The following is a 26,020-nucleotide window of genomic DNA, read 5'->3' as shown; positions in this document are numbered from 1 at the left end:
TACCGATGTCCAGCACCATGGCGCAACGCGCCGATTACCCGCATTTCCAGCCGATCACCACCCGCTGGCACGACAACGATGCTTATGGCCACATCAACAACGTCACCTACTACAGCTTTTTCGATACTGCCGTGAACACTTACCTGATTCAGGTCGGTGGCCTGGATATCCACGACGGCGAGGTAGTGGGTTTTGTCGTGAGTTCATCTTGCGATTATTTCGCCTCGATCGCGTTCCCGGACCTGATCGAGATCGGTCTGCGGGTTGGCAAGCTGGGTAACAGTTCGGTGCAATATGAACTGGCGGTGTTCAAGGTCGGTGAAAGCGAGGCGTGTGCGGCGGGGCGTTTTGTCCATGTATTCGTGGACCGGACGAGCAATCAGCCGGTGCCGATTCCAGGTAGATTGCGTGACGCGCTGGAGCGTCTGGTGGTTTGAACCAGAGCAAAAAAAATCGCAGCCCTTGGGCTGCGATTTTTGCTTTCGCGCTTAACGCAACGGATTAGTCGCGATAGTAGCGGTGATGCTTGCGGTGGCCATAAGCGTGGCCACGGCCAGGGTGACGGTCGCGATAGTAGCGACGGTCGTCACGGCCGCGATCGTAATGACGACCCTCGTCATTGCTCTGGTTACCCATGTAGTTGCCCAGCGCGCCACCGGCTCCGCCACCTGCTGCGGCACCGATCAGGCTGCCGGTGGTACCGCCCATGCTGCGGCCGACCACGTTACCGCCGGCTGCGCCCAACGCACCGCCAATGGCCGCTTCGCCACGGCTGTGTTTGTTGGCGCCGACCGCGCTACCACCCGCGCCGCCCAGGGCTGCGCCAATGGTTGAACCTGTGCTGCCGCCTAAAGACTGACCGACGACCGAGCCAAGAACCCCGCCCAATGCGCCGCCCACACCTGCTTCGGTGGTGCCTCCGGCAGAAGCGAAGCCACTGACCAGGCCAAGGGACAACAAGAGAATCGAGGAGAACTTCATAGAGGAGCCTCAAAGGGATGACGGCGCCGATCCTGAGGCTGTGTAACAAGGCTGACAATCGAAATCCGACGAATAACACGACTTGTATACAATTATGCAAGTTGCTGTTTTGTATGCGGAACTTAAGCGATTTTCGCCGGTCTTTAGCTACTTCGGACAGGCCGCTTTTGTGAAAAAGCGGCCTTTTTTGTGGGCGTTGGAAGGGTGCAGGGTACAAAGATTTTTGTTGAATGTGCCACCGCTTTCGCGAGCAAGCCCGCTCCCACATTTGAAATGCATTCCAATGTGGGAGCGGGCTTGCTCGCGAAGGGGTCAGTCCAGGCAACGCTTTACGCAGATTTGGCCATGATCAACCCAGTCTCACTCGCCGCCTCCAGCCGGATCGCAATGAACTTCGATGTCGGCGTATGGCTGCCATCCCCGGTGCTTTCCAGCGGCACCAGCGGATTCACTTCCGGGTAATAAGCCGCCGCTTGCCCCGCAGGAATATCAAACGCCAGCAAGGTAAAGCCCTTCACCCGACGCTCACGGCCATCGTCCCAGATCGACACGATGTCGGCCTTCTGCCCCGGGCGGAAGCCCAGACGAATGATGTCGGCCTCGTTGGCGAACAGCACATCGCGCTGACCCTTGACCCCACGATAGCGGTCGTCGAGGCCATAGATCGTGGTGTTGTACTGGTCGTGGGAGCGCATCGATTGCAGGATCAGATCCGGCAGTTGCCCGGTGGCGCGGGTACGCTCGTGCACCAGATCCTTGGGCAGCATGTTCGCGCGGAAATTGGCCCGGCCCGACGGGGTGTTCCACTTGCGTGCACCGGCACTGTTGCCGAGGTAGAAACCGCCCGGGTTCTTGACCTTCTCGTTGAAGTCCTTGAAGCCCGGAATGGTATCGGCGATCAGGTCGCGGATGCGCCGGTAATCGGCCACCAGCCAGTTCCAGTCCACCGGTTTGCTGCCCAGCGTGGCGGCGGCGATGCCGGCGATGATCGCCGGTTCCGAGCGCATCTGGTTCGACAGCGGCTGCAACTGGCCGTTGGACGCGTGAACCATGCTGAACGAGTCCTCCACGGTGACCGCTTGCGGGCCTTCGGCCTGGATATCGATATCGGTTCGACCCAGGCACGGCAGGATCAGTGCGTCTTTACCGTGGGCCAGATGGCTGCGGTTGAGCTTGGTGCTGATCTGCACAGTCAGGTCGCAATTGCTCAGCGCCGCGAAGGTACGCGGGCTGTCCGGCGTGGCCTGAGCAAAGTTGCCGCCCAGACCGATGAAAACCTTGGCGCGGCCCTCGGCCATGGCGTGGATCGCCTCGACCACGTTGTGCCCGTTGTCACGCGGCACCTTGAACTGGAAGCGCCGCTCAAGTGAATCGAGGAACGCCACCGGTGGACGCTCGTTGATGCCCATGGTGCGGTCGCCCTGCACGTTGCTGTGACCGCGCACTGGACACAGGCCGGCGCCGGGTTTGCCGACGTTGCCGCGCAGCAACATCAGGTTGGCGATTTCCTGGATAGTCGGCACCGAATGGCGATGCTGAGTGATACCCATCGCCCAGCACATGATGACGTTCTTGCCTTTGGCGTACATGCGCGCCGCTTGCTCGATCTCCACCAGAGACAGGCCGGACTGCGCGACGATCTGCTCCCACGGCGTGTCATCGACCACGCCGAGATACTCCAGCACGTTGGCGCTGTGCGCATTGAGGAAGTCATGATCGAACACTGCCGGCGTGCCGGCCTTCTGCGCATCGCGCTCCCACTGTAAGAGGAACTTGGCCATGCCGCGCAGCACCGCCATGTCGCCGCCCAGTGCCGGACGGAAGTACGCGGTGTTGGTCGGCTTGTCGCCGTTGGTGAGCATTTCGATCGGGTGCTGCGGGTGCTGGAAACGTTCCAGGCCACGTTCTTTCAGCGGGTTGATGCACACTACTTGCGCGCCGCGCTTCACCGCTTCACGCAGGGGTTCGAGCATCCGGGGATGGTTGGTGCCGGGGTTCTGGCCCCAGACGAAAATCGCGTCGGCGTGTTCGAAGTCGTCGAAAGTCACGGTGCCTTTGCCGACGCCAACGCTCTGCGCCAACGCCACACCGCTGGCCTCGTGGCACATGTTCGAGCAGTCCGGGAAGTTGTTGGTGCCGTAGGCGCGCACGAACAGCTGATACAGGTACGCCGCTTCGTTGCTGGCACGGCCCGAAGTGTAGAACTCGGCCTGGTCCGGGCTCGACAGCGCTTGCAGGTGTTTGCCGATCATTGCAAAGGCATCGTCCCAGGCGATGGGTTTGTAGCGGTCGGTCTCGGCGTCGTAGACCATCGGCTCGGTCAGGCGGCCCTGGTATTCAAGCCAGTAGTCGCTCTGCTCCAGCAACGACGTGACGCTGTGTTTGGCGAAGAACTTGCTGTCCACCCGACGCTTGGTCGCTTCCCAGTTCACCGCTTTGGCGCCGTTCTCGCAGAACTTGACCATGCCGCTTTCCGGCGAATCGCCCCAGGCGCAGCCCGGGCAGTCGAAGCCGCCGTTCTGGTTGGTCTTGAGCATCATGCGCAGGTTTTTCAGCGCGTTGTCGCTGGTCAACCAGGCTTGGGCCACGCTGATCAGCGCACCCCAGCCGCCGGCTGCACCTTTGTAAGGTTTGTAGCGCGGGACAGGTTTCTGGTCGGCTTGATGATGTTGGCTCACGCTTGATTCTCCATCGCTGGGCTGTAGACCCGCGGCGCATTCTTCTGCGGCAGGTGGATGAGATTGAGGTTGTGGCGACGGGCCCATTGCACGGCAAGGCCCGTGGGCGCGGACAGGCTGACCAGAGTCTGGATGCCGGCGCGTAAAACTTTCTGGATCAATTCGAGACTGCAACGGCTGGTGACAATCGCCAGGCCGCCTTCTGTGGAAATCTTCTGGCGGATCAGCCCGCCAATCAGTTTGTCGAGGGCGTTGTGCCGGCCGATGTCTTCACGGCCCAGCAGCAATTCACCGCTGGCGTTCATGAACACCGCCGCGTGTACCGCGCCGCAGTGCTGACCGAGCGGCTGGAACGCGCCGATGCGCTGGCGCAGGCCGTCGAGCCAGGCAGCGGGCGGCAACGGTGCGCCGGGCAACACTTTGAGGTCAGGCAAGGCCTGTTCCACCGCCTCGACGCCGCACAGCCCGCAACCGCTGGTGCCGGCCAGTTGTCGGCGCTGTTGCTTGAGGTTCCAGAACGCGCGGTTGGCGATGGTCACCTGCGCGTATTGCGCCGAGCCCGCGCCGGTCAGTTGCAGGTCATAAATGTCGCTGGCGTCTTCGATGATGCCGCTGCCGAGGCTGAAACCGACGATGAAATCTTCCAGATCCGTCGGCGTCACCAGCATCACCGCCTGACTGATGCCGTTGTAGGCGATCGCCAACGCAACTTCCTCGGCGAGCGCGGTGCTGGCCGATTCCACAAGGGGCAGATCGCTATAGCTGTAGGTCTGGCTGGCGGCGGGCGCGGGCGTTTCGAGTGCAGGCGCCGCGCAAGTTGGGCGCTTGGCGTTCATGGCATCACCGACGGATTGATCAACGCTAAGACTAGGCGCGGCAACTTGTCGCGTCTAATCGGTACTGTCGATCTATTGATAGATGGCGTCGATCAAGCGGCTGCCGGGTCATTGGTCGGCCCGGAACCGGGTTGGTCTGGTGTGGTCTAGGCTTGGACGTCTGGAATCCCAATCAAGGAGTGTGCGCTATGAGTCTGTTGAGCTTTGTGAAAGAAGCCGGTGAAAAGCTGATCGACCTGCTGACCCCGGGTAATGCCAATGCCAGCGAACAGTTGAAGGAACATATCAGCAAGGTCGGGTTGGGCAACCCGAATGTTCAGGCAACCGTGGACGGCGACAAGGTGACGGTCACCGGTGAAGTTGCAAGTCAGGAGGAGAAGGAAAAAATTCTGCTGGCGGTGGGTAACATCGAAGGCGTGGGCAGTGTTGATGATCAGATCACCGTGACCGGGCCGGTTGTGGCTGCCGCACGTTTTGTCGTGGTGAAAAAAGGCGACACCCTCAGTGCGATTTCCCTCGCGGTGTATGGCAACGCCAATCAGTACAACAAGATCTTTGAGGCCAACAAACCAATGCTCAAGGATGTAAACAAAATCTACCCGGGCCAAACCCTGCGTATCCCTGAGTAACTCACAACCCCTGTAGGAGCTGCCGAAGGCTGCGATCTTTTGATCTTGTTTTTTAAACAATCAAAGTCAAGAGATCGCAGCCTTCGGCAGCTCCTACAGGAAATCAGAGACCCCGCATCAAATCGCGGTAGTCTTCAACCGCCGCAAACTCAGCCGTGTCCTTCGGCCCCTTGCGGCTATCCGGCTCTTTCACCGCCAACAAATGCGTCACACCAAATTCCCGCGCACTACGCAGAATCGGCAACGTATCGTCGATGAACAGACTGCGTGCCGGATCAAAATCGATATCCGCCTGCAAGGCATCCCAGAACTGCGGACTCTCTTTGGGGAAACCGTAATCGTGCGAGCTGATCAGCCGTTCGAAATACGGCGCCAGTTCGATCCGCTCCAGTTTCAGTGAGAGCGAATCGCGGTGGGCGTTGGTGATCATGATCACCCGTTTGCCGGCTTTTTTGATCGCCTGCAGAAAGGTGTCGGCATCCGGGCGCAGCGCGATCAGGTGCGCGGTTTCCAGTTTCAGCTCGCGCACCGAGAGCTTCAGTTCGGCACTCCAGAAATCCAGGCAGTACCACTGCAGTTGCCCGGCATGGCGCTCGAACAGCGGCTGCAACTCCATGTCGGCCATGGCCCGGCTCACCCCGTGCAGTTCGGCGTAGCGTTGCGGCAGGTGTTCCAGCCAGAAATGGTTGTCGAAGTGCAGATCCAGCAACGTACCGTCCATGTCCAGCAGGACGGTATCGATGTCAGACCACGGTAAAGAAGGCATGGCAACGTCTCGAGCGGTAGAAAGATATCCGACACAAACAATCGGGAAAGCCGCGTTATAGTAGCGCGTTCACGCCAAGGAGCTTTGCATGCGCCAGAAACCCACTGTACTCGCCCGCGAGATTGTCGCCACCAGTCGTCTGTTTTGCGTCGAAGAACTGAAGCTGCGTTTTTCCAATGGCGTGGAGCGCACCTACGAGCGTCTGGTCGGCAAAGGCGCGGGTTATGGCGCGGTGATGATTGTGGCGATGTTCGACAGCGAACACGCGGTGCTGGTCGAGGAATACTGCGGCGGCACCGACGAATACGAACTGTCCCTGCCCAAAGGCCTGATCGAGCCGGGCGAGGATGTACTGGCAGCGGCCGAGCGCGAGCTCAAGGAAGAGGCCGGTTTCGGTGCGCGCCAACTGGAGCATCTGACCGAGTTGTCGCTGTCGCCCGGTTACATGAGCCAAAAGATCCAGGTGGTGCTGGCCACCGATTTGTACGAGGAGCGTCTGGAGGGCGACGAGCCGGAGCCGATGCGCGTCGACAAGGTCAACCTGCGTGAACTGGCGGCGCTGGCGCAAAACCCGCAATTTACCGAAGGCCGTGCCCTGGCGGCGCTGTATCTGGCGCGTGATCTGCTGACGCAGCGCGGGTTCTTTCAGTCATGAGTGAGATGTCGATGAAGTTTTCCCATCCGTTGATGGCGCCGGTGGTTGAGTTGGCGTTGCAGGCTGGCGAGGCGATTCTGCCGTTCTGGCGCTCTGGCGTGGAGGTCACCGCCAAGTCCGATGATTCACCGGTGACCGCAGCGGACATGGCCGCGCACCATGTCATCGTCGCCGGGCTGACCGCGCTGGACTCCAGTATTCCGATTCTGTCCGAGGAAGACGCCAACATTCCGCAGAGCGTGCGCGCCGGGTGGCAGCGCTGGTGGCTGGTGGATCCGCTGGATGGCACCAAGGAGTTCATCAGCGGCAGTGAAGAATTTACCGTGAACATCGCCCTGATCGAAAACGGGCGGGTGGTGTTTGGCGTGGTGACGATGCCGACCAATGGCCGGTTCTATGTCGGCGGAGCCGGTCTCGGCGCGTGGCGTTGGGACAAAGGTGGTTCGCCGGTGGCGATTGAGGTGCGTGAGGTGCTCGCGCCCAGTGAAGCGTTCACCGTGGTGGCGAGCCGTCGGCACTCGAGTCCGGAGCAAGAGCGGCTGCTTGCCGGTCTGAGCGCCAGCCTGGGCGAGTTGCAACTGGCAAACATCGGCAGTTCGTTGAAGTTTTGTCTGTTGGCTGAAGGGGCGGCGGATTGTTATCCGCGATTGGCGCCAACTTCGCAGTGGGACACCGCGGCGGCGCAGGGCGTGCTCGAAGGTGCTGGCGGCGAAGTGTTGGATCTGCAGGGCGAAGCGTTCTGTTATCCGGCGCGGGAATCGCTGCTCAATGAGTTCTTTCTGGCGTTGCCGGCGAAGGCGGCGTGGCGTTCAAGACTGTTGGAGCTGGCTCGGGGGTAAGTGGGTGGATTCTCGATTCCCCTCACCCCAGCCCTCTCCCGGAGGGAGAGGAGGCCGATTGGGGGATGCTGGTGAGGTTCACCGACTTGAGCCAGTTCTACTGAATCCATAATCGCTGCCGATCTTTCAGGTCGATGCCTGACGCAAGACGCCTCGGTCAGTCCCTTCTCCCTCCGGGAGAGGGTTAGGGTGAGGGGCTGTTGACGTTCAGCGGTGCAGAACGTATTGCCCGCTGAACGTCACTGCATTCTCATCGCTGCCGGCGTTGACGATCCGCGTGTTGAGCGTCAATCGTGCCCGCCCATAACGCTGATACATCGCCAGAAACTTCTTCCAGACCGCCGCTTCCGGTGGCGGACAAATCGCCGTGGCATCACCGGTCACGGGCAGTGGATAGCTGATCTGTCCTTCCTGAATCACGATGTGCCCGTCTTCGATGCCTTCTTCTTTCAGGCGCAGATGCAGCCAGCCCCAACCCGCCAGCACCGCGCCGCAGTAGAGACTGCCGCCGAACATGGTGCTTTTGTGATTGACGTTCGGCTCCAGCGGCAGGTGCAGGCTCAACTGCTGCTCGTGCCAGGCGAGGACCTTGAGGCCCATCTCGCGGGTCAGGGGAATGTCGTGATGCAGCACCGATTCCAGATAGTGACTGTCGCGGCTCATTCGGCTTCGTCTCCATGGGCGTTACTGTCGGCGAAATTCAAGCCGTGCTTGCGCAGTTTGTCGTGCAGGGTCTTGCGCGGAATACCCAGGGCTTCGGCGAGGCTGCGCACCGAACTGTGCGAGCGCGCCAGCTCGGCGGCAATCAACGACTTCTCGAAGTTTTCCACTTGCTCGCTCAGGCCACCACTGATGACTTCCACGCTGGTGCCGCCGCCTTCGTTTCCACTGTTATCCAGCGCCAGTTCCAGACCGAGGGCGAAGCGCTCGGCAGCGTTCTGCAGTTCGCGCACATTGCCCGGCCAGGTGTGGCGCAACAGCAAGGCGCGTTGCGCCGGCTGCAGTTCATGCGGTGGCAAGCCATGTCGGGCGCTGGCTTCGTCGGCGTAATGCTGGAACAGCACCAGCGCATCTTCGCCGCGTTCGCGCAGTGGCGGAATGCGCAGCGGTGCGACGTTCAGGCGGTAATACAAGTCGGCGCGAAAACGCCCTTGATCGGCAGCCTGACGCAGGTCTTCCTTGGTCGCGGCGATGACGCGGATGTCCAGCGGGATCAACTGATTGCCACCCAGACGTTCGACCACGCGCTCTTGCAGCATGCGCAGCAGTTTCACTTGCACGTCCATGCTCATGCTTTCGATTTCATCGAGGAACAGCGTGCCGCCGTTGGCGAATTCGAACTTGCCGATCCGGCGTTTCTGCGCGCCGGTGAACGCGCCCGGCTCATGCCCGAACAGCTCGCTTTCGACCACCGATTCGGCCAGTGCCCCGGCGTTGATCGCCACGAACGGGCCGTTGCGCCGGCTCGACAAATCGTGCAGCGCACGGGCCACGACCTCTTTGCCAGCGCCGGTTTCACCGAGGATCAGCACGTCCGCCTTGGTCGCCGCCAGCGCGCCGATCTGCTCGCGCAGGCGCAGCATCGGCGCCGAGTGGCCGACCAGTCGCGCGCTCAGTTCGTTGCGATCGCTCAGGGCCAGACGCAAGCTGCGGTTGTCCAGTACCAGCCGGCGCAGGGCCAAGGCGCGGCGCACGCTGTCGAGCAGCGCGTCGCTGGCGAACGGTTTTTCCAGAAAGTCATAGGCGCCGGCACGCATCGCCTGCACCGCCAACGGCACGTCGCCGTGGCCGGTGATCAGCAGCACCGGCAGCTCCGGATCCTGAGCGTGCAATTCGCTTAATAGCTCCAGGCCGTCCATGCCCGGCATGCGGATGTCGCTGACCACCACGCCGGGCCAGTCACGCTCCAGTTGCCCGGCCAGACCTTTGGCTTCGGACAGCGGAAGGATTTTCAGCCCGGCCAGGTCCAGGGTCTGGCCGAGGGCCTGACGCAGGTGCGGATCGTCGTCGATCAACACCACCTGAATGCGATTGTCGATGGTCATGCACTTCGATCCTCGGACGGTTGCAGGCTGACCCCGGGCGCACCGGCGCGCAGCCGCAGGGTGATCAAGGCGCCACCTTGCTTGTGGTTGGCGAACGACAGTTCACCGCCGAAGGCGCGCATCAGGGTTTCACAGATGGCCAGCCCCAGGCCAAGGCCCTGAGTGCGGGTCTTGGTGGTGTAGAAGGGCTCGCTGGCGCGGCCGAGGGCTTCCATGCAAAAGCCCGGGCCGTTGTCGCGAATGTACAGATTGACGCCCTCGGCCGTGGACTCGGCACTCAGCCACAGTTTGCGCGGCGGGCCTTTTTCGGTCAGCGCATCGAGGGCGTTGGCGAGCAGGTTGCCGAGCACCTGACGCAGACGGGTTTCCCCGGCCTCGACCCACAGCGTAGCGGCGGGCAGGTCGCGGATCAGTTCGACCTCCATGCTGCGGCGTCGCTTGGCCAGCAACGCCAGCGCATCGTCCAGCGCCGGTTGCAGGGCCACGCTTTCCGGGGCATGGCGGTCGCGGCGGGCGAAGGCCCGCAGGTGGGCAATGATCGAGGCCATGCGCCCGGTCAGTTCGCTGATCAGTTTGAGGTTGCCGCGCGCATCGTCGGTGCGTTGATGATCGAGCAGCACCTCGGCGTTTTCCGCGTAACTGCGAATCGCCGCCAGCGGCTGGTTGAGTTCATGGCTGATGCTCGCCGACATCGTGCCCAGTGCCGAGAGTTTGCCGGCCTGGACCAGATCGTCCTGGGCACGCACCAGCTCCTGCTGAGCCTGTTCGCGCTCCAGCACTTCCTGCTTAAGGCGGCGGTTGAGGCCTTCCAGATCGCTGGTCCGCTCGGCCACCCGACCTTCCAGTTCACGACGGGCCTTGGCCTCGAAGGCGATACGTTCCAGGTAATGCCGACGGCGCTGCATCATCAGCCCCAGCAACAACATCACCACCAACAGTGTGGCACCGCCGATCGCCACCACGGTGCGCACCGGGCGGTCGATCAGCGTGCGCGGGGCAAGAATACTGACGCTCCAGCCGGTTTCGGCGATATCGACGGTTTGGGTCAGCCAGGCGCTGTCGCTGAGGTTCAGCGGGCGCGGCTCGCGGGTCGGATAGGGCAGGATGGCGGTGATCGCCGAGCGCTCGGTGTCGGTCAAGATACGGGTCGAGCGAAAGCGCCACTCCGGCCGCGAGGTGAGAATCACCACGCCGTTGTGGTCGGTCACCAACAGTTGTTCCGGGGTTTTGCCCCACAGGCTTTCGGTGTGGTCGAGATCGACTTTGATCACCAGCACGCCGATGATTTTTTCGCCGTTGCGCACCGCCGCGGCGAAGAAATAACCGCGTTTGGCCGAAGTAGTGCCGAGGCCGAAGAAACGGCCCAGACGCCCGGCCATGGCTTCGCTGAAATACGGACGGAAAGCGAAATTGCGCCCGACGAAACTGTCATGTTTGTCCCAGTTTGACGCCGCGAGAGTCTGGCCGCTGGTGTCCATCAGGTACATGACTTCGGCGCCGGTCTGTGCGGCGATGTTTTTCAGCAGGCGGTTGGCGTTGCCTTGGGTGACGCCGTCGTCCGGTGCCCCGAGCACGGCGCGCAGGGCCGGCAAATCGCCGAGGATTTGCGGCAATACTTCGTAGCGGTGGAGGGTGCCCAGCAGGTTGGCGACGTAAAGATCGAGGGTCTGGCGGTTTTGCCCGGCCAGTTCACTGCGGTAATAGCGCTCGGCCAGATGCTCCAGCGGCCACAGCAGCGGTGCCAGGCACAGCGCCAGCAGGGCGAGGCTGCGCCAGCGGGGTCTGCGGGGTAGAGATGGTTTCATGAGCCGGATGCGCCTGAGTGAACAGGCGCATTATGCCTAGGCTCAGGCGAAGACGTCAGCGTCCTTGAGCAGCGCACCGGCTTGATCCTTGGCCGACAGCTTCGGCGCTTCGTCCAGTTGCCAGTCGATGCCCAAGGCAGGGTCGTCCCAGCGAATGCTGCGTTCGGACGATGGATCGTAGTAGTTGGTGGTCTTGTAGAGGAATTCGGCGAACTCGCTCAGCACCACGAAACCATGGGCAAAGCCTTCCGGAACCCACAGTTGACGGTGGTTCTCGGCCGACAGGCGTACAGCAACCCACTTGCCGAAGTGCGGCGAGCTGCGACGGATGTCCACGGCTACATCGAGCACTTCGCCGGCGGTCACCCGAACCAGTTTGCCCTGGGTATTTTGCAGCTGGTAATGCAGGCCGCGCAGCACGCCTTTCTGCGAGCGCGAATGGTTGTCCTGAACGAACTGGGTGTCGAGCCCCGTCGCATCCTGGAACGCCTTGGCGTTGAAACTCTCGTAGAAGAAGCCGCGCTCGTCACCAAATACCTTGGGTTCGATGATCAGAACACCGGGCAGATCGGTGGTGATTACATTCATGAGGTTTTTCCAGATAGGGGTGAATGGCCGACATTCTTGCGCAAAGTGCCGGCGGATGCGAGCGCTTGAATATCTCCGGTCGGGGGTTGCGCATCCACTGCAGCAATGGCGATATAGGCACCTAATAAAATCTCAGGGGTCGTCCCATGCCGCTCGCCACGTTGATTCATCGCGCCAGTTTGCCCAGCCCGCAGGTTTCTGAAGCGCAGGCACGGCAGTGGTTGGCCGAGCATTACGGGCTCAGCGGCACGCTACAGGCGCTGGGCAGTCAGCAGGACCTGAATTATCGGGTCGACAGTGAGCGTGGGCGCTTTGTCCTGAAAATCTGCCGCGGCGATTATGCACTTGTTGAGTTGCAGGCTCAGCATGCAGGCCTCAAGTACCTTGCCGAGCACTCGTCGGTGCACGTGCCCAGAGTGATCCCGGCCAGTAATGGTGAGGATCTGCTGTCGCTGGAAACCGACGGCGAGCCGGTGCACGTGCGGTTGCTGGACTACATCGAAGGTCAGCCGCTGACCCATCTTGAGCATTTGGGCCATGACGTGGTGGCCGGATTCGGTCGGTTGTGTGGCGAGATGGACCTGGCCCTGGCCGGCTTCGATCACCCGGGCCTGCAGCGCACGCTGCAATGGGACGCCCGCCACGCCAGTGCGCTGATCAGCCATCTGCTGCCGGTGATTCAGGATGAGCGCCAGCGCGCCTTGATCGCGCAAGCCGCCGAACAGGCCGAACGTCGCTTGCAGCCGTTGCAGGACAAGCTGCCGGTGCAGGCGATCCACATGGACATCACCGACGATAACGCCGTCTGGCAACGCGATGCCAAGCGTCATTGGCAATTGCAGGGCGTGATCGACTTCGGTGATCTGGTGCGCACCTGGCGTGTCACTGATCTGTCGGTGACGTGCGCGGCGCTGCTGCACCATGCCGGCGGTGATCCGTTTGTGATTCTGCCGGCGGTGCAGGCCTATCACGCGGTCAATCCACTGCTACATGAAGAGTTGCTGGCGTTGTGGCCGTTGATCGTGGCGCGGGCGGCGGTGCTGGTGCTCAGTGGCGAGCAACAGGTCAGCATCGATCCGGGTAATATCTACAGCCGTGACAATCTTGGCCACGAATGGGAAATTTTCCACGTGGCCACTTCTGTACCCTTGGCGCTGATGGAAGCGGCGATCCTCACGTCTGTCGGCCAGTCTCTTCCAGCCATCGGCAGTGAAGGCTTCGCACCGCTGCTGCCGGAGTTGGTCGGGCGCGAATTTGCGCTGATCGACCTTGGCGTCCTGAGTCCGCATTTCGAGGCGGGCAACTGGGAGCAGGAGGGTATCGATCAACGACTGCTCACTGAAGCCGCGGCCGCGCATGGCCTGGCTGCCAGTCGTTACGGGCAATACCGCTTGTCGCAGACGCGAGTGGACAGCGCGGTCGAACCGGAGACGTTCCCGCTGCACGTTGAGTTGCACGTGCCGCAGGGTTCGGCGGTGGAAGCGCCGTTTGCCGGTGTGCTGCATCACGCGGCGGATGGTGTGTTGCAACTCGACGGACCGCAGCTCAGCGTGCGGCTGAGGGGCGTGAACGCCTCGCTGCACAGCGGCGCGGCGCTGGTCAAAGGTCAGGTGCTGGGTGCGGTCAGAGGCCCGTTGATTGTGCAGGTGAGCCGCGTTGCATCGCTGGATGCGCCGTTGTTCTGCAGCCCTTCGCGCGCTGCGGCGTGGCAGGCGTTGTGCCCGTCGCCGGCAGCACTGCTGGGGCTGTCCTGCGATGCCGAGCCGGAGCTGGACGCCAAAACCTTGCTCGAACGGCGCGACGCCAGTTTCGCCCGCACGCAAAAACATTATTACGTCGACCCGCCGCGCATCGAGCGTGGCTGGCGCAATCACCTGATCGACATGCAGGGCCGTTCCTATCTCGACATGCTCAACAACGTTGCAGTGCTCGGCCATGGTCATCCGCGCATGGCCCAAGTGGCGGCGCGACAGTGGTCGCTGCTCAACACCAACTCGCGCTTCAACTATGCAGCCGTGGCGCAGTTCTCCGAACGCTTGCTGAAGCTGGCGCCGGAAGGCATGGATCGGGTGTTTCTGGTCAACAGTGGCAGCGAGGCCAACGACCTGGCGATCCGTCTGGCGTGGGCCTACAGCGGCGGGCGCGACATGCTCAGCGTGCTGGAGGCTTATCACGGCTGGACGGTCGGGGCCGATGCGGTGTCGACCTCGGTTGCCGACAACCCGCGCGCGCTGGAAAGCCGCCCGGACTGGGTGCACCCGGTGACCGCGCCGAATACCTACCGTGGCGAGTTTCGCGGCCTCGATTCGGCGCCGGACTATGTGCGCAGCGTCGAAGCGCAACTGACGCATATCGCCGCGCAGGATCGCCAATTGGCCGGTTTCATCTGTGAACCGGTGTACGGCAACGCCGGCGGGATTTCCCTGCCGCCCGGTTATCTGAAGCAGGTTTACGCATTGGTGCGGGCCCAGGGCGGGGTGTGCATCGCCGACGAAGTCCAGGTCGGTTACGGGCGCATGGGTCACTTTTTCTGGGGCTTCGAAGAGCAGGGCGTGGTGCCGGACATCATCACCATGGCCAAGGGCATGGGCAACGGCCAGCCGCTCGGCGCCGTTATTACGCGTCGGGAAATCGCCGAGGCGCTGGAAGCTGAAGGCTATTTCTTCTCGTCGGCCGGCGGCAGTCCGGTGAGCTGCCAGGTCGGTATGGCGGTGCTGGATGTGATGGAAGAAGAAAAGCTTTGGGAAAACGCCCAGGTGGTTGGCGGGCATTTCAAGACGCGGCTGGAGGCGTTGATCAATAAACACCCGCTGGTGGGCGCGGTACATGGTTCCGGGTTCTATCTGGGGGTGGAGCTGATCCGCAACCGCGAGACGCTGGAGCCGGCCACCGAGGAGACCACGTTGTTGTGCGATCGCCTGCGCGAGCTGGGGATCTTCATGCAACCGACCGGGGATGACCTGAACATTCTCAAGATCAAACCGCCGATGGTCACCTCGCGGCGCAGCGTGGACTTCTTTGTCGACATGCTGGATCGGCTACTCGAAGAAGGTCTGTAAACGCTGCTTTTGTGGGAGCGGGCTTGCTCGCGAATACGGTTCTTCATTCAAAGTTGATATCGACGGATGTGCCGCCTTCGCGAGCAAGCCCGCTCCCACATGGGTTCAGTGCTAATTCGATTTGTATCGGTATTTAACTGTTTTTTTTAGACGAGCGTCATTTTAAAGCATTTAAAATACGATATTTATCGGTTATAAAGTCGCCATCGCTTTGCAAACCTTCGACGGTTCCCTGGAGTCCTGATCCGATGACCACTTTGAAAAGTACCCCGCGTGACGATGGCTTCTACATGCCGGCCGAGTGGGCGCCGCAGACCCAGACCTGGATGATCTGGCCAGAGCGCCCGGACAACTGGCGCCTGGGCGGCAAGCCGGCGCAAGCTGCGCATGCTGCCGTGGCCAAGGCCATCGCCCGTTTTGAACCGGTGACGGTTGCCGTGTCGGCCGGCCAGTACGAGAACGCCCGCGCGCGTCTCGACGTGCCGAATATCCGCGTGGTCGAGATGTCCAGCGATGATGCCTGGGTACGTGATACCGGCCCGACGTTCGTCATCAACAACAGCGGCGAAGTGCGCGGTGTGAACTGGGACTTCAACTCATGGGGTGGTTTTGAAGGCGGTCTGTATTCGCCGTGGAACCGTGATTCGCAGGTCGGTGGCAAGATCCTTGAAATCGAGCGCAGCCCGCGTTATCGCACCGAAGGTTTTGTGCTTGAAGGCGGTTCGATTCACGTCGACGGCGAAGGCACGCTGATCACTACTGAAGAGTGCCTGCTCAATCACAACCGCAACCCGCACCTGGGCCGCGAAGAGATCGAAGCGGTGCTGCGTGACAATCTGTCTGTGGATAAGATCATCTGGCTGCCGGATGGTCTGTTCAACGACGAAACCGACGGTCATGTGGATAACTTCTGCTGCTACGTGCGCCCGGGCGAAGTGCTGCTGGCGTGGACCGACGATCCGCAGGATCCGAACTACCCGCGCTGCCAGGCGGCGATGAACGTGCTGCAAAGCAGCACCGACGCCAAGGGGCGCCCGTTCACGGTGCACAAGATGCCGATTCCGGGGCCGCTGTACGCGACCGAAGAGGAGTGCGCCGGTGTCGATCCGGTCGACGGTACGCAGGAGCGCAACCCTTCCGTGCGCCTGGCCGGTTCCTACGTGAACTTCCTGATCGTCAACGGCGGCATCATCGCGCCGAGCTTCGACGATCCGATGGACGCGCCTGCGCGGGAAATCCTGCAGAAGCTGTTCCCGCAACATGAAGTGGTGATGGTGCCGGGCCGTGAACTGTTACTGGGCGGCGGCAATATCCACTGCCTTACCCAACAACAGCCAGCCCCGCACAAAGAGTGAGTTGAGACGTAACAGCTTGAGTTGATTCATAAATCGGCCAGGCAAAGATTAGCTTGCTACACATTCAAACAAGCCCCGCGGCCCTGTTGGACCGCGGGCTTGTTTGTATCCGCCTGTCGACAAATCGGAAACCTTGGCATAGCTCTTGTATCGGACAAAGTGCACTAGGGAGAGGGGGGAACTTCAACAGTTCTGTCATATACCTTGGATAACTTAGCCGCTCACGAACGGGGAGAGAGCGCTGAAATGAACGCCGAAGTGAACGTAGTCAGCGAGCGGACTTTGCATCCCATGGCCGTCAACGGCGAATCGCTCCAGATTGTCGCGCACTTTTTGAAGTCCAATGGAACGCGTCAGATCAGGGAACCTGATCCGCGCCGGATGATGATCGAGCGCTACCCCGCTGGCCTGTTCAGCGAGGCCGAACTGGAAGCGTTATGGGCTGTGATGGAAGGATAAGAAAAACAACAGGGATTGGTAAAAGCGCTGCCGGGATGGCGGCGCTTTTTTATGCACGATGGAAACCATTGCGAACATTGAACCTGTGGGAGGGGGCTTGCTCCCGAATGCGGTAAGTCAGTGACGATGGTGTTGCCTGATTCGACGCCTTCGGGAGCAAGCCCCCTCCCACAGGATTTGTGTGAAATCAGAAGCTGTAAGTACCGGTCATCACCACGCTGCGCGGTGCGCCTGGCTGGATCTGATATTGGCTAGTGGCCGAGGCGTAATACTCGCGGTCGGTGATGTTGTTCAGTGCCGCGCGCAAGTCCCAGTCCTTGAAACGGTAGCCGACCAGCGCATCCCAGCGGCCGTAACCCGGCAGCACGGTGGTGTTGGCGTTGTCGGCATAACGCTGGCCGACCAGGGTCAGACCGGTTTCGCCGTACCAGCCCATCTCCGGTTTCCAGGTCAGGAACAGGCTGCCGTTGTGTTTGGCCACGTTGTTGACGCGTTTGCCTTCCAGGCCGTTGTTGTCCTTCTCGATGGTGGTGTCCTGCACGCCGACGCCACCGCGCATGTACCAGTTGCCGACCAATTTGCCGGTGGCGGTCAGCTCCACACCCCGTGAGCGCTGAAGACCGGTCATGACGGTCAGGGTCGGATCGTTCGGGTCGCTGGTGCGGCGGTTGTAGAGTTCCAGGTCGTAGACCGCCAGCGTGGTGCTCAAGCGATCATCCAGCCAGTCGCTTTTCACGCCGATTTCTTTCTGTTTGGTCAGCTCCGGACTCAAGTCGTTGCTATTGCCGGCAGCCCCCGGGGTGATGCCGATCAGGCCGCCGCCAACGGGCGAGAAGGTCTTCGACCACGAGGCGTAGAACGAATGATTCTGCAGTGGCGTCCAGACAATCCCGAAGCGCGGGCTGGTGCTGTGGCTGTCACGATCCTCAGTGAGGTTCTTGAGCTGGTTGGTCGACTCGATATCGAACGTGTCGTAGCGCAAGCCGGCCAGAAGTTGCCATTGATCGTTCAGGCGCAACTGGTCTTGCACGTACACCGCGCGGCTCTCGACTTCGGTGTGACTGTCGCTGAACACCTGCATGCTGCCGGTGTGACGGAGCTCGCGGTTGGGGTTGAACAGGTCAAGTGACGGCACCGGCTGCGCGCCAGGGGTTCGGCCGGTCGCGGCGTTGTACAACTTCGGATCGCGGCGCTGGCTGCCGATCTCGACGCCAGTCAGCAGGCGATGCTCCAGGCCAAAGGTATCGAAACCACCTTCCAGTTCGAGGTTGTTGTAGACGTTGCGGGTGGTCAGATCCTGCTGCCAGTGCTGGCGCGCGACCTTGTTGGTTTTCGGATCGAAGCTGGTCAGGTAGGTGTTGTCGAAATCGCTGTCGAGCTTGAACACGCCGAGGGTCTGGCGCAGCTGCCAGTTGTCGTTGATCTCGTAGGTGAGTTTCGAGCGCAGGGACTGCGCCTTGTCGTCGATGAAATCGTGATCGTTGCCGTAAGTGGTCTCGCGACTGACGTCCGTCGGGCGGCCATTCACACCGGGAATACCGCGATCCGGGGTGCGGTTGTAGTGGCTGTATTCGTATTGCACCAGCCAGTTCAAGTCTGGGGTCAGTTGCCAGCTCATCGACGGCGCGAACAGCTGGCGGTTGCCGCTGACGCCGTCGCGGAAGCTGTTTTCATCCATGTTGCCCATGTTCAGGCGCAGGCTGAGGTTTTCGCTGGGGTCGGTGCTGAGGTCGGCGTACAGGCTGCGCAGGTCGTCGCTGCCGCCTTGGGCTTCGATGGTCGAACGACGGCCGAACTCGGGCAGCTTGCTCACGCGGTTGACGATCCCGCCCTGGCTGCCACGGCCGTAAAGTACCGCCGCCGGACCTTTGAGCACTTCGACCCGCTCGATGTTGTGCAGGTCGCGCTTGTACTGGCTGTCGTCGCGAATGCCGTCTAGATAGAAGTCGTTGCTGGCGTCGAAGCCGCGGATACGCAGACTGTCGAAGCGCGTGTCGGCGCTGCTGCTGACGTTGGGAATCCCGCTCAGGGCGTCACCGATGTCATTGGTGCCGTAGTCGGCGACGTTCGTGGTCTTGATCGAGTCGATGGCCTGCGGCACGTAACGCACCGGGGTGGAGGTGCGAGTCGCGGTGTTGCTGATCTTGACGCGCGGGTCCTCGGCTTGTGCTTCGGCGCTGATCGCGGTGGCGGGCAGTTCGGTGGCGGAGTAAGCAAAACCGCTGGACAGAAAGGCAGACAATCCAAGGGTGACAGGCGTGAGGCGGAACGGGGCAGGCATGGAAAAGCGCATCCGAAAGGGTAAGGAAATTCAAACGCGCGAATGGTAATGCTTTGCATTTGCTTCCGTAATTTATTCCTGAGAAGTTCCCCTGTCAGATTGTTTCAATTTATGTCGATTTCGACACATCCTGACCGGTCGATCCATTCGACCGATTCTCGAAACAGTCTGAGAGCCATTCCGGCATTTTTCCCCAACACGCGTAGGAATAGTCTGCCGGCATCGAATATTTCTACTTTGTTGCCGGAGTTCTCCCATGATCCTTCACTACATTTACGATCCATTGTGCGGCTGGTGCTACGGTGCCAAACCGCTGGTGCAAGCGGCGCAGCAAGTGTTGCCGGTCGTTGCCCATGCGGGCGGAATGATGAGCGGCGTGAATCGCCAGCGCGTTTCGCCGCAACTGCGTGATTACGTCATGCCCCACGACCGGCGCATTGCCGAATACACCGGACAACCCTTTGGCGAAGCGTATTTCGAAGGTCTGCTGCGTGATCACTCGGCGGTCTTCGATTCGACGCCGCCGATTGCGGCGGTGATGGCGGCAGAGTCCATCGACGGTCGCGGTTTGCAGATGCTCGGACGTTTGCAGACGGCGCATTACGTGGAAGGACGGCGGATTGCCGATGAATCCGTACTTTTCGAACTCGCCCGGGAGTTGGGCTACACCGAGGACACCTTTGCGGCTGCGTTTAAGTCCGCTGATACGACAGCGCATGTAAAGGCCAGCCGCGCACTCTTGGCGCAACTGGGTGGCCAAGGTTTTCCGACATTGGCGCTGGAGCATGACGGGCAGTTCACCTTGATCGACATCAGCCCATGGCTTGGCAATCCTCAGGCTTTCGCCGACTGGTTGGGGCAAGCGGTGGTCGCGGTTGAGCCGGGGCAATCCGCCGCGCAATGCGGTATCGACGGCTGTGCGTAATCGAACTGGATTCACTGGCTGAGCGTATTTCCGAGCAATGCGCTATCGCAAAATTTACGATTCTTAGACGATTTTTACCTATTTAAAGACGATTCTTGAAATTGACACATTATTGAGGGCGCGGCTACGATTCGGCCCAACGCCTGTGGCCAACCGCCATGACTCAAAAATAATAAAAGGGCCCGACACGGTTTTGCCGTGGGCGGGTCTTTTTGTTTCGGGGTGAAAAAAGAGTGCAATAGCGCCGTTTCAGCCGTTCGACACAGCGCGTTTCAACCCGTAATAAGGAAAACAAAATGTTGAACAAGCGAATCAGTCTGATCGCACTGGGGATGTTGAGTGCCACTTCGGCAATGGCTGACGGCCAAGCCGAGTCCAAGGGTTTTGTAGAAGACAGCAGCCTCAAAGTGCTGCTGCGCAATGCCTACATCAATCGTGATTACAAAGACGGCAACCCGGACAAAGCCGAGTGGGGCCAAGCGGCCATCGGTACGTTTTCGTCCGGTTTCACCCAAGGCACCGTGGGTGTGGGTGTGGATGCTTTCGGTCTGTATGCACTGCGTCTGGATGGCGGCAAGGGCCGCAGCGGCGCCGGTGGTATCGACTTCTTCAAACAGGGTGACAGCGGCAACGCGGCTGACGACCTGTCCAAGGGTGGCGCTGCGGTCAAATTCCGCGTGTCCAACACCGTGCTGACGTACGGCGACCAGATGCCGGCCCTGCCGGTGCTGAACTACGACAACTCGCGTCTGCTGCCGGAAAGCTACACCGGTACCTTGATCACCTCCAAAGAGATCAAAGGCCTGCAACTGGACGCCGGTCGTTTCACCGCCGAATCGCGTAAAAGCGCTGAAGGCCGTGACAGCGGTGGTCTGAAGTCGATCAACGTGTTGGGCGGTAGCTACCAGTTCACCGAACAGTTCAAGGCGGCGTTGTACGCTTCCGACGTTGAAGACGTCATGAAGAAGCAGTACGTGAACGCCAACTACGTGTTCCCGATCGACAAGGATCAGTCCCTGACCCTGGACTTCAACGGCTATCGCACCAAGCTCGACAAGTCTTATGCCGACATCAAGAACACCGGCGGCCAGGACAACAAGATCTGGAGCCTGGCGGCCACATTCGCCACCGGCCCGCACTCGTTCACCGTGGCGCACCAGCGCAGTACCGGTGACAGCAACCTGGGTTATCCGTACGGCGGTTATCAGAACGATGGTCGTCGTCAGGGCGACGGTGGCAACACCATTTACCTGGCCAACTCGTACTGGTCGGACTTCAACGCTGAAGACGAGCGCAGCTGGCAACTGGGCTACGGCCTGGACTTTGGTGCCTTTGGCGTACCTGGCCTGAGCTACAACTTTGCTTACGTGCGTGGCGACAACATCACCACCGACACCAGCAGTGGCGGCACCGAGCGTGAGATCTTCAACCAGGTCAAATACGTCGTGCAAAGCGGTCCGGCGAAAGACCTTAGCGTGAAACTGCGCAGCTCGATTCTGCGCGTGTCGCAGAAATCCGCCGACTACAACAGCAGCGGCAACGAAGTGCGTGTGTTCGTGGACTACCCGATCAACATCTTCTGATGAACGATCCGGTGTAAGAAACATGAGAAAACCCCGACTGGCTCGGGGTTTTTTTTCGACGTCTTTTTCGCAAAAACCGTAAAAAACCCGTTTTTTTGTCACGTAAAAGTTGTTTTGAAGCGTCTTCAAGTACCGTTTCAAGCAGGGCTTTAAATGCCTGAAATTCTTTCTCATGGACGCAAATTCTCCACCTAATAGATTAGGCCGCTCAACGCAGCGGAGAATTTGGTAATGATCGTTTTGAACAGAGAAGTGGGCGAATCGCTACGGCGCGACAAATATGTCAACGTCCAGGGTGGTGACTTCAATCTCTACGGTCATTTTGCCGACTTCGTCAGACTGACCAAAAGTTGGGAAAACATGGAGCCAGACAGTTACTACGGTCAGGCCGAAGCCGGCATGCGTTACCGTCGTTACAGCGACTTTGAGTACAACCCGAAAACACGTGAATTGAAGCAACTCGAGCATCGCGCGTACGTGCAGTCGAAAGAGAACAACGCCTACGTGGGCGGTGTTGTGCGGCACTTTCAGGACTTCTCTGATGAAGTGATCACTTCGCCGGTAATGCGCAGCCTGATCGACACCGATTTTGAAGTGTACAAAAGCGTGTTGCCGGAAGAATTGCACGATGAGATTTGGCAGTGCCAGATTCATCAGATCCGCATCGAGATCAAACCCGGCAAGCAACTGGAAATAACCCCGGAAGGGATTCACTGCGACGGCTATCCGTTCAGCGGTGTGCACTTTTGGGGGCGCAACAATGTCGAGGGCGCGGAAAGCCGTTTGTACGATGTGCACGAGCATCAACTGGCGTCGACCACCTACCAGGAAATCCTCGACACCACGTACTTCCTTGATCGCGACATGCGCCATTACGTGACTCCGGCGCGCAACACCCACACGCATGCCATGGCGTACCGGCAGATTCTGGCGATTTCCTTCTCGCGGCCCGGGACCGCTTTCGACATTGTTCGCTAATCAGATCACCCCAATCGATGGCGTCGAGTGCTCGACGCCGGTGGTGCTGCGACGCGCCACCGCCAAGGACGCGCAGCGCATGGAGCGCTTCTTCCGGCAGTTCGACGAAGTGTCGTTCTGCGAATGGCAGGACGCCAAATGCCTGCGCGGTGTATTGATCCAGAAGACCACCACGGCCTATCTGGCCTTCGACGTCGAAGGCGAAATCGTCGGTGCGGTGCTCGGCGGCATGCTTGGTAGTCGCGGCACCATCAACCACCTGGCGGTCAGCCCGCGCTATCGCAGCCAGGGCGTCGGTCAGCGGCTGGTGGAAGCGGCGTCGTCCGACATGAAGCGGGTCGGTGTATTACGGATGTTTCTGTTCGTCGACGATGCTAACCTCGCGGGCAAGCGATTCTGGACTGCCCAGGGTTTTTGCGAACCCCACGGCGAGCGGACATTTGAGAGGGATCTATGAATGAAACGTCCGGCAGTGCGCCGCTGATGGCTGCTCATCAGCCATCGCGCACGTTTGCCGAAGCCAGCCCGGTGGTGGCCGGTTACTTCACGGTGTCGTTCGTGTTCGGGCTGATGGCGGTCAACGCCGGGCTGCCGATGTGGCTGCCGGTGGCGATGTGCTTGTTCGTCTACGCCGGCGCTTCGCAATTCGCCGCACTGGCGCTGATCTCCAGCGGCGCTTCGCTGACCACCATCGTGCTGACCACCTTCCTGATCAATGCGCGGCACATGCTGATGTCGGTGTACATGGCCAAGGCCTTGCGCGCATTGGGGCTCAGCCGCATGGAGCGCTGGGCTTACGCCGGTGGTCTGACCGACGAGTCCTTCGCGTTCCACAGCGTCAAACTGGGCACCGGCGCGCCGGTCAACATCCGTTACCTGATCGGCTTCAACCTGTTCTGCCACACCTCTTGGGTGCTGGGTGGATTGTTGGGCGCTGTCTGCGCGCAATATGCATCGCACCTGATCAAATATCAGCTCGACTACGCACTGACCGCGATGATGCTCTACGTGCTGGTGTCGCTGTGCAACACCCGCAACAAACTCATCGCCGCCGCGGCTGCCGTCGCCTGCATGGGCGCGCTGAGCCTGGTCGGCACTTCGCCGTTCAACGTTTTCATCGCCACGTTTGTGGGCTGCGGAGTGGGTGTATGCCTGACCAAACGTTCCTGATTCTGGTGGTCGCGCTGATGATGGCCGTGACCTTCCTGCCACGCGCGTTGCCGCTGCAGGTCAACACCGAGCACTGGCCGCCATTCGTTGCGCGGGCGCTGGAATACCTGCCGGTGGCGATCGTCGCTGCGATCAGCCTGACACCCTTGTTGATCAAGGATCAGCACATACAGCTCGATCGCCCGGAATTTTATGCAGCCATTCCGACGTTGTTATGTGCGTATTTCAGCAAAAACCTCTTTCTCAGTGTGGCGGTTGGGACGGCTGCGTACATTGCGCTCGGCTCTTTCATGTAGCGGCAGATCGACCACATCGTTCAGGGCCTGGCCTGAAAGATTCGGGTTGTTCACCGCCAGACGCACTTCGAGGAAATCCTCAAAACCGGGAAAAATCGTCAGGCCGTTCTTTTGCGCGGCCTCACGAGACACCATGCCCACTGCGTCCATCTGCGTGATCAACGACAGCGTCAGGGTCTCGCTGCAGGAATAAACCATGCGTTGACCGTTCTCGTGATTGCCCAGTCCGGCGTCGAGAAAACGCAGGAAACTGTGGGAATACGGACAATCTTCCGCAGGACGCACCTGAAACTTGTTGCCCAGTAACGTCAGTGGATCGTTTTCCTGCCCGCAATGCGCACCGACCACCTGCACCTGCACATCCGGCAGGACGATACTCGGCAAACCCGGCCGCTGCGGGCCGATCAACACCGCAAGATCAAAGTCTTCATTCTTCAGCTTGCTGAGGTTCTCCATCGACTCGGCATAGCTGAATTCCATCTGGTAATCGGGAAACACCTCGATCAGGCGTCCGATCATTCGCCGGTTGAAGTCAGGCGACAACGTGTTGTTCAACGCAACCTTCAATGTGCGCTGGCCGGGCACCTTGAGCGCCTCGACCTTTTCTTCCATCTGTCGCGTGGCAATCAGCACTTTGTCCATGTAGGGCGTCAGCTCAGTGCCTTGCGGCGTCAGCGTCAGCCCTTTGTTGGAACGTCGAAACAAGCGGAAACCGAACTGCTCTTCGACCTTGTTCAACTGCGCGGCCAGGGCCTGCACAGTCAGGCACGAATGCTCGGCTGCGGCCGACAACGAGCCGGTCTGCACGATGCGCATGAGGTTGCGTAAGGTTCTGCTATCCATGGGTAATGCCCTCTGAAGTGGGCTGGGTATTGTTGTTTACGAGACTGCCGATCCGGCGTCATATGCCGGCTATATTCCAGCACCTGAGCATAGTTGTCGCGGGTTTAGTAGCGAATTGATGTCCCCGCCGATGGCTGGAAGCTGACACAGGATCGGGATTTTTGATGACGTGGGGGTGATTGGGGTCAAGAAAAGTGCCCGATTCGGACGAGTCGGGCATTTTTTTACGTCTCGGGACTACAGCTTTTTTGAATGTTTCCCACACCGAAACGCCACTGTTTTGCACCGTTGTCGGAAGCCTCCTATAGAAAAGAGCGAACGGGCTTATTTACCGCCCATGCACAAGTGGCTGAAATATCAGGTAGTTATTTTCGGGACTTTTGGTCCGAGGCCATGGATTTCCAGGCAATGCCGGCATCCGCGAAGCTAGCGAGTCGATGCCATGAGTTTGCAGGGCAGCAGGGCGTTACCCGATCAAAAAAACTGGAAAGATCTGGGCTTACCGGATATTCGCGATATTGACCCCGGCCTTCTGATTTCTGCGGTTAGAGAGCTGCCAGGTGAACTGAGTCTTAATGCAGCGTGGGAGCAGGTTGCCAGAGTCTTCGGACTTGATCATGGTCTTGATGCTGTTCTGATCGAAACGCCATATGTGCCGATTTTGGTGAAGCGCGAGCATTTGCTTCATACGGTGGAAAAGCGCCCGAATGCCCGTGAGCGGTTCACCGAATTTGCGCGAGATACCCTGACGAGGCCGTTAGAGATATGGCGGGTTTCCTACGATGACGCCTCGTTTCGACTCTCTTTCATCGGTGCTTACAACGCGAGATACCAGATGCTGGTGGTGGTTCATGTTGAGCGCGGCAACGTACTCTGGAATTTCATGAACTGTGACAAGAAAGGCCTGAACAAGCATCGGCATGGTGAGCTGTTGTATCGACGTTACCGGTAGTTCAAACGAAAAAGGGCAGCCTTCTCAGGCTGCCCTTCACATGAATGTTGCTTGATATTGTGCTCCCTCAAGCAGGGGAGAAGAGGTCTCACCCGAGCGCTGATTTTCAGGTCATCAACGGGGTTCCTAACGCCGACTATTGCCACCTGAAGGCAGTCGGTTTCGCGCTCTTGAGCCGGATTCTCTGCCACCGAGCATTGAGATGTCAACCTGGGTTTTGAGGATTTTCATTCGTATACGAATAACTCTATTGAAAATATTCATATCTGTACTACGCTCAGCTTGCGGACCTGCGAA

The 26,020-nt window shown here is 60.0% G+C and carries 24 protein-coding genes; 14 read left to right on the top strand and 10 right to left on the bottom strand.

Going from position 1 to position 26,020, the window contains the following annotated elements; all coding sequences use genetic code 11:
* Positions 1–5 precede the first annotated feature (5 nt).
* Positions 6–437 (top strand): acyl-CoA thioesterase, encoded by a 432-nt coding sequence (locus QRN61_RS02660; protein WP_097086913.1) that lies wholly within the window; start codon positions 6–8, stop codon positions 435–437.
* Positions 438–501: 64 nt separating this feature from the next.
* Here the strand turns inward: QRN61_RS02660 and QRN61_RS02655 are convergent, their stop codons facing one another.
* The 3 genes from QRN61_RS02655 to fdhD all read right to left on the bottom strand — a co-directional run bounded on the left by QRN61_RS02655 (position 502) and on the right by fdhD (position 4,495).
* Complete coding sequence (locus QRN61_RS02655; RefSeq protein ID WP_027611218.1) at positions 502–981, bottom strand: glycine zipper domain-containing protein; 480 nt, start codon at positions 979–981, stop codon at positions 502–504.
* A 329-nt stretch (positions 982–1,310) separates the two neighbouring features.
* Positions 1,311–3,659, bottom strand: coding sequence for an FdhF/YdeP family oxidoreductase (locus tag QRN61_RS02650; protein WP_285373148.1), 2,349 nt, complete (start codon positions 3,657–3,659; stop codon positions 1,311–1,313).
* Entirely contained in the window at positions 3,656–4,495 is an 840-nt protein-coding gene (gene fdhD, locus QRN61_RS02645; protein ID WP_047600939.1) for a formate dehydrogenase accessory sulfurtransferase FdhD, read from the bottom strand. Before fdhD ends, QRN61_RS02650 begins: the two co-directional genes overlap by 4 nt.
* Before the next feature lie 188 nt (positions 4,496–4,683).
* Here fdhD and lysM point away from each other — a divergent pair, with 188 nt between their 5' ends.
* Complete coding sequence (lysM, locus tag QRN61_RS02640; RefSeq protein WP_027611221.1) at positions 4,684–5,124, top strand: peptidoglycan-binding protein LysM; 441 nt, start codon at positions 4,684–4,686, stop codon at positions 5,122–5,124.
* A 103-nt stretch (positions 5,125–5,227) separates the two neighbouring features.
* On the opposite strand, the gene yrfG is transcribed toward lysM, so the two are convergent.
* The gene (gene yrfG, locus QRN61_RS02635) at positions 5,228–5,890 is read right to left on the bottom strand and encodes a GMP/IMP nucleotidase (protein ID WP_027611222.1); all 663 of its coding nucleotides are present in this window, start codon (positions 5,888–5,890) and stop codon (positions 5,228–5,230) included.
* 88 nt (positions 5,891–5,978) lie between these two features.
* Between yrfG and nudE the strand changes: the two genes are divergently transcribed.
* Positions 5,979–6,545: an ADP compounds hydrolase NudE gene (nudE, locus tag QRN61_RS02630; RefSeq protein ID WP_027611223.1), complete on the top strand. Its 567-nt coding sequence runs from the start codon at positions 5,979–5,981 to the stop codon at positions 6,543–6,545.
* A gap of 5 nt (positions 6,546–6,550) precedes the next feature.
* Positions 6,551–7,384, top strand: a complete 834-nt coding sequence (gene cysQ / locus QRN61_RS02625; protein ID WP_285373223.1) for a 3'(2'),5'-bisphosphate nucleotidase CysQ — start codon at positions 6,551–6,553, stop codon at positions 7,382–7,384.
* A gap of 207 nt (positions 7,385–7,591) precedes the next feature.
* Here cysQ and QRN61_RS02620 read toward each other — a convergent pair whose 3' ends face one another.
* The 4 genes from QRN61_RS02620 to rfbC are packed head-to-tail and all read right to left on the bottom strand — an operon-like array spanning position 7,592 to position 11,822.
* A complete protein-coding gene (locus QRN61_RS02620; protein WP_285373147.1) occupies positions 7,592–8,047 on the bottom strand; it encodes a YiiD C-terminal domain-containing protein in 456 nt (151 codons plus the stop codon).
* Entirely contained in the window at positions 8,044–9,429 is a 1,386-nt protein-coding gene (locus tag QRN61_RS02615) for a sigma-54-dependent transcriptional regulator (RefSeq protein ID WP_097086920.1), read from the bottom strand. Before QRN61_RS02615 ends, QRN61_RS02620 begins: the two co-directional genes overlap by 4 nt.
* Positions 9,426–11,234, bottom strand: a complete 1,809-nt coding sequence (locus QRN61_RS02610) for a sensor histidine kinase (protein ID WP_285373146.1) — start codon at positions 11,232–11,234, stop codon at positions 9,426–9,428. The genes QRN61_RS02615 and QRN61_RS02610 overlap by 4 nt, the downstream gene beginning before the upstream one ends.
* Positions 11,235–11,276: 42 nt before the next feature.
* Entirely contained in the window at positions 11,277–11,822 is a 546-nt protein-coding gene (gene rfbC / locus QRN61_RS02605) for a dTDP-4-dehydrorhamnose 3,5-epimerase (protein ID WP_025110961.1), read from the bottom strand.
* A 146-nt stretch (positions 11,823–11,968) separates the two neighbouring features.
* On the opposite strand from rfbC, the gene QRN61_RS02600 reads away from it, so the two are divergent.
* From QRN61_RS02600 to QRN61_RS02590, 3 genes are all read left to right on the top strand, one after another.
* Positions 11,969–14,881, top strand: coding sequence for an aminotransferase (locus QRN61_RS02600; protein ID WP_096796711.1), 2,913 nt, complete (start codon positions 11,969–11,971; stop codon positions 14,879–14,881).
* A gap of 248 nt (positions 14,882–15,129) precedes the next feature.
* Complete coding sequence (gene aguA / locus QRN61_RS02595) at positions 15,130–16,236, top strand: agmatine deiminase (RefSeq protein WP_096796710.1); 1,107 nt, start codon at positions 15,130–15,132, stop codon at positions 16,234–16,236.
* A 246-nt stretch (positions 16,237–16,482) separates the two neighbouring features.
* Positions 16,483–16,695, top strand: coding sequence for a hypothetical protein (locus QRN61_RS02590; protein ID WP_007961849.1), 213 nt, complete (start codon positions 16,483–16,485; stop codon positions 16,693–16,695).
* Positions 16,696–16,882: 187 nt separating this feature from the next.
* On the opposite strand, the gene QRN61_RS02585 is transcribed toward QRN61_RS02590, so the two are convergent.
* Complete coding sequence (locus QRN61_RS02585) at positions 16,883–18,976, bottom strand: TonB-dependent receptor (protein ID WP_285373145.1); 2,094 nt, start codon at positions 18,974–18,976, stop codon at positions 16,883–16,885.
* Positions 18,977–19,232: 256 nt separating this feature from the next.
* Between QRN61_RS02585 and QRN61_RS02580 the strand changes: the two genes are divergently transcribed.
* The 6 genes from QRN61_RS02580 (at position 19,233) to QRN61_RS02555 (ending at position 23,928) form a co-directional block, all read left to right on the top strand.
* Positions 19,233–19,901, top strand: a complete 669-nt coding sequence (locus QRN61_RS02580; RefSeq protein ID WP_285373144.1) for a DsbA family protein — start codon at positions 19,233–19,235, stop codon at positions 19,899–19,901.
* 296 nt (positions 19,902–20,197) lie between these two features.
* Positions 20,198–21,484, top strand: coding sequence for an OprD family porin (locus QRN61_RS02575; protein ID WP_027611233.1), 1,287 nt, complete (start codon positions 20,198–20,200; stop codon positions 21,482–21,484).
* Positions 21,485–21,715: 231 nt separating this feature from the next.
* On the top strand, positions 21,716–22,462 hold the full coding sequence (locus tag QRN61_RS02570) for a 2OG-Fe dioxygenase family protein (protein WP_064585516.1): 747 nt from the start codon (positions 21,716–21,718) through the stop codon (positions 22,460–22,462).
* A 79-nt stretch (positions 22,463–22,541) separates the two neighbouring features.
* Positions 22,542–22,919, top strand: coding sequence for a GNAT family N-acetyltransferase (locus tag QRN61_RS02565; protein WP_003220700.1), 378 nt, complete (start codon positions 22,542–22,544; stop codon positions 22,917–22,919).
* Positions 22,916–23,632, top strand: coding sequence for an AzlC family ABC transporter permease (locus tag QRN61_RS02560; protein WP_003220701.1), 717 nt, complete (start codon positions 22,916–22,918; stop codon positions 23,630–23,632). The genes QRN61_RS02565 and QRN61_RS02560 overlap by 4 nt, the downstream gene beginning before the upstream one ends.
* Entirely contained in the window at positions 23,611–23,928 is a 318-nt protein-coding gene (locus QRN61_RS02555; protein ID WP_007952614.1) for an AzlD domain-containing protein, read from the top strand. The genes QRN61_RS02560 and QRN61_RS02555 overlap by 22 nt, the downstream gene beginning before the upstream one ends.
* Here the strand turns inward: QRN61_RS02555 and QRN61_RS02550 are convergent.
* A complete protein-coding gene (locus tag QRN61_RS02550; RefSeq protein ID WP_285373143.1) occupies positions 23,845–24,771 on the bottom strand; it encodes a LysR family transcriptional regulator in 927 nt (308 codons plus the stop codon). The genes QRN61_RS02555 and QRN61_RS02550 overlap by 84 nt on opposite strands.
* Positions 24,772–25,213: 442 nt before the next feature.
* Here QRN61_RS02550 and QRN61_RS02545 point away from each other — a divergent pair, with 442 nt between their 5' ends.
* The gene (locus QRN61_RS02545; RefSeq protein WP_159988108.1) at positions 25,214–25,723 is read left to right on the top strand and encodes a PBECR2 nuclease fold domain-containing protein; all 510 of its coding nucleotides are present in this window, start codon (positions 25,214–25,216) and stop codon (positions 25,721–25,723) included.
* The last annotated feature ends 297 nt before the right edge of the window (positions 25,724–26,020 follow it).

This window comes from Pseudomonas sp. lyk4-TYG-107 (assembly GCF_030209055.1).
GTDB classification, from domain to species: domain Bacteria; phylum Pseudomonadota; class Gammaproteobacteria; order Pseudomonadales; family Pseudomonadaceae; genus Aquipseudomonas; species Aquipseudomonas putida_A.
Note: the sequence above shows the minus strand (reverse complement) of the source record. Positions and strands in the feature narration are given on the sequence as shown.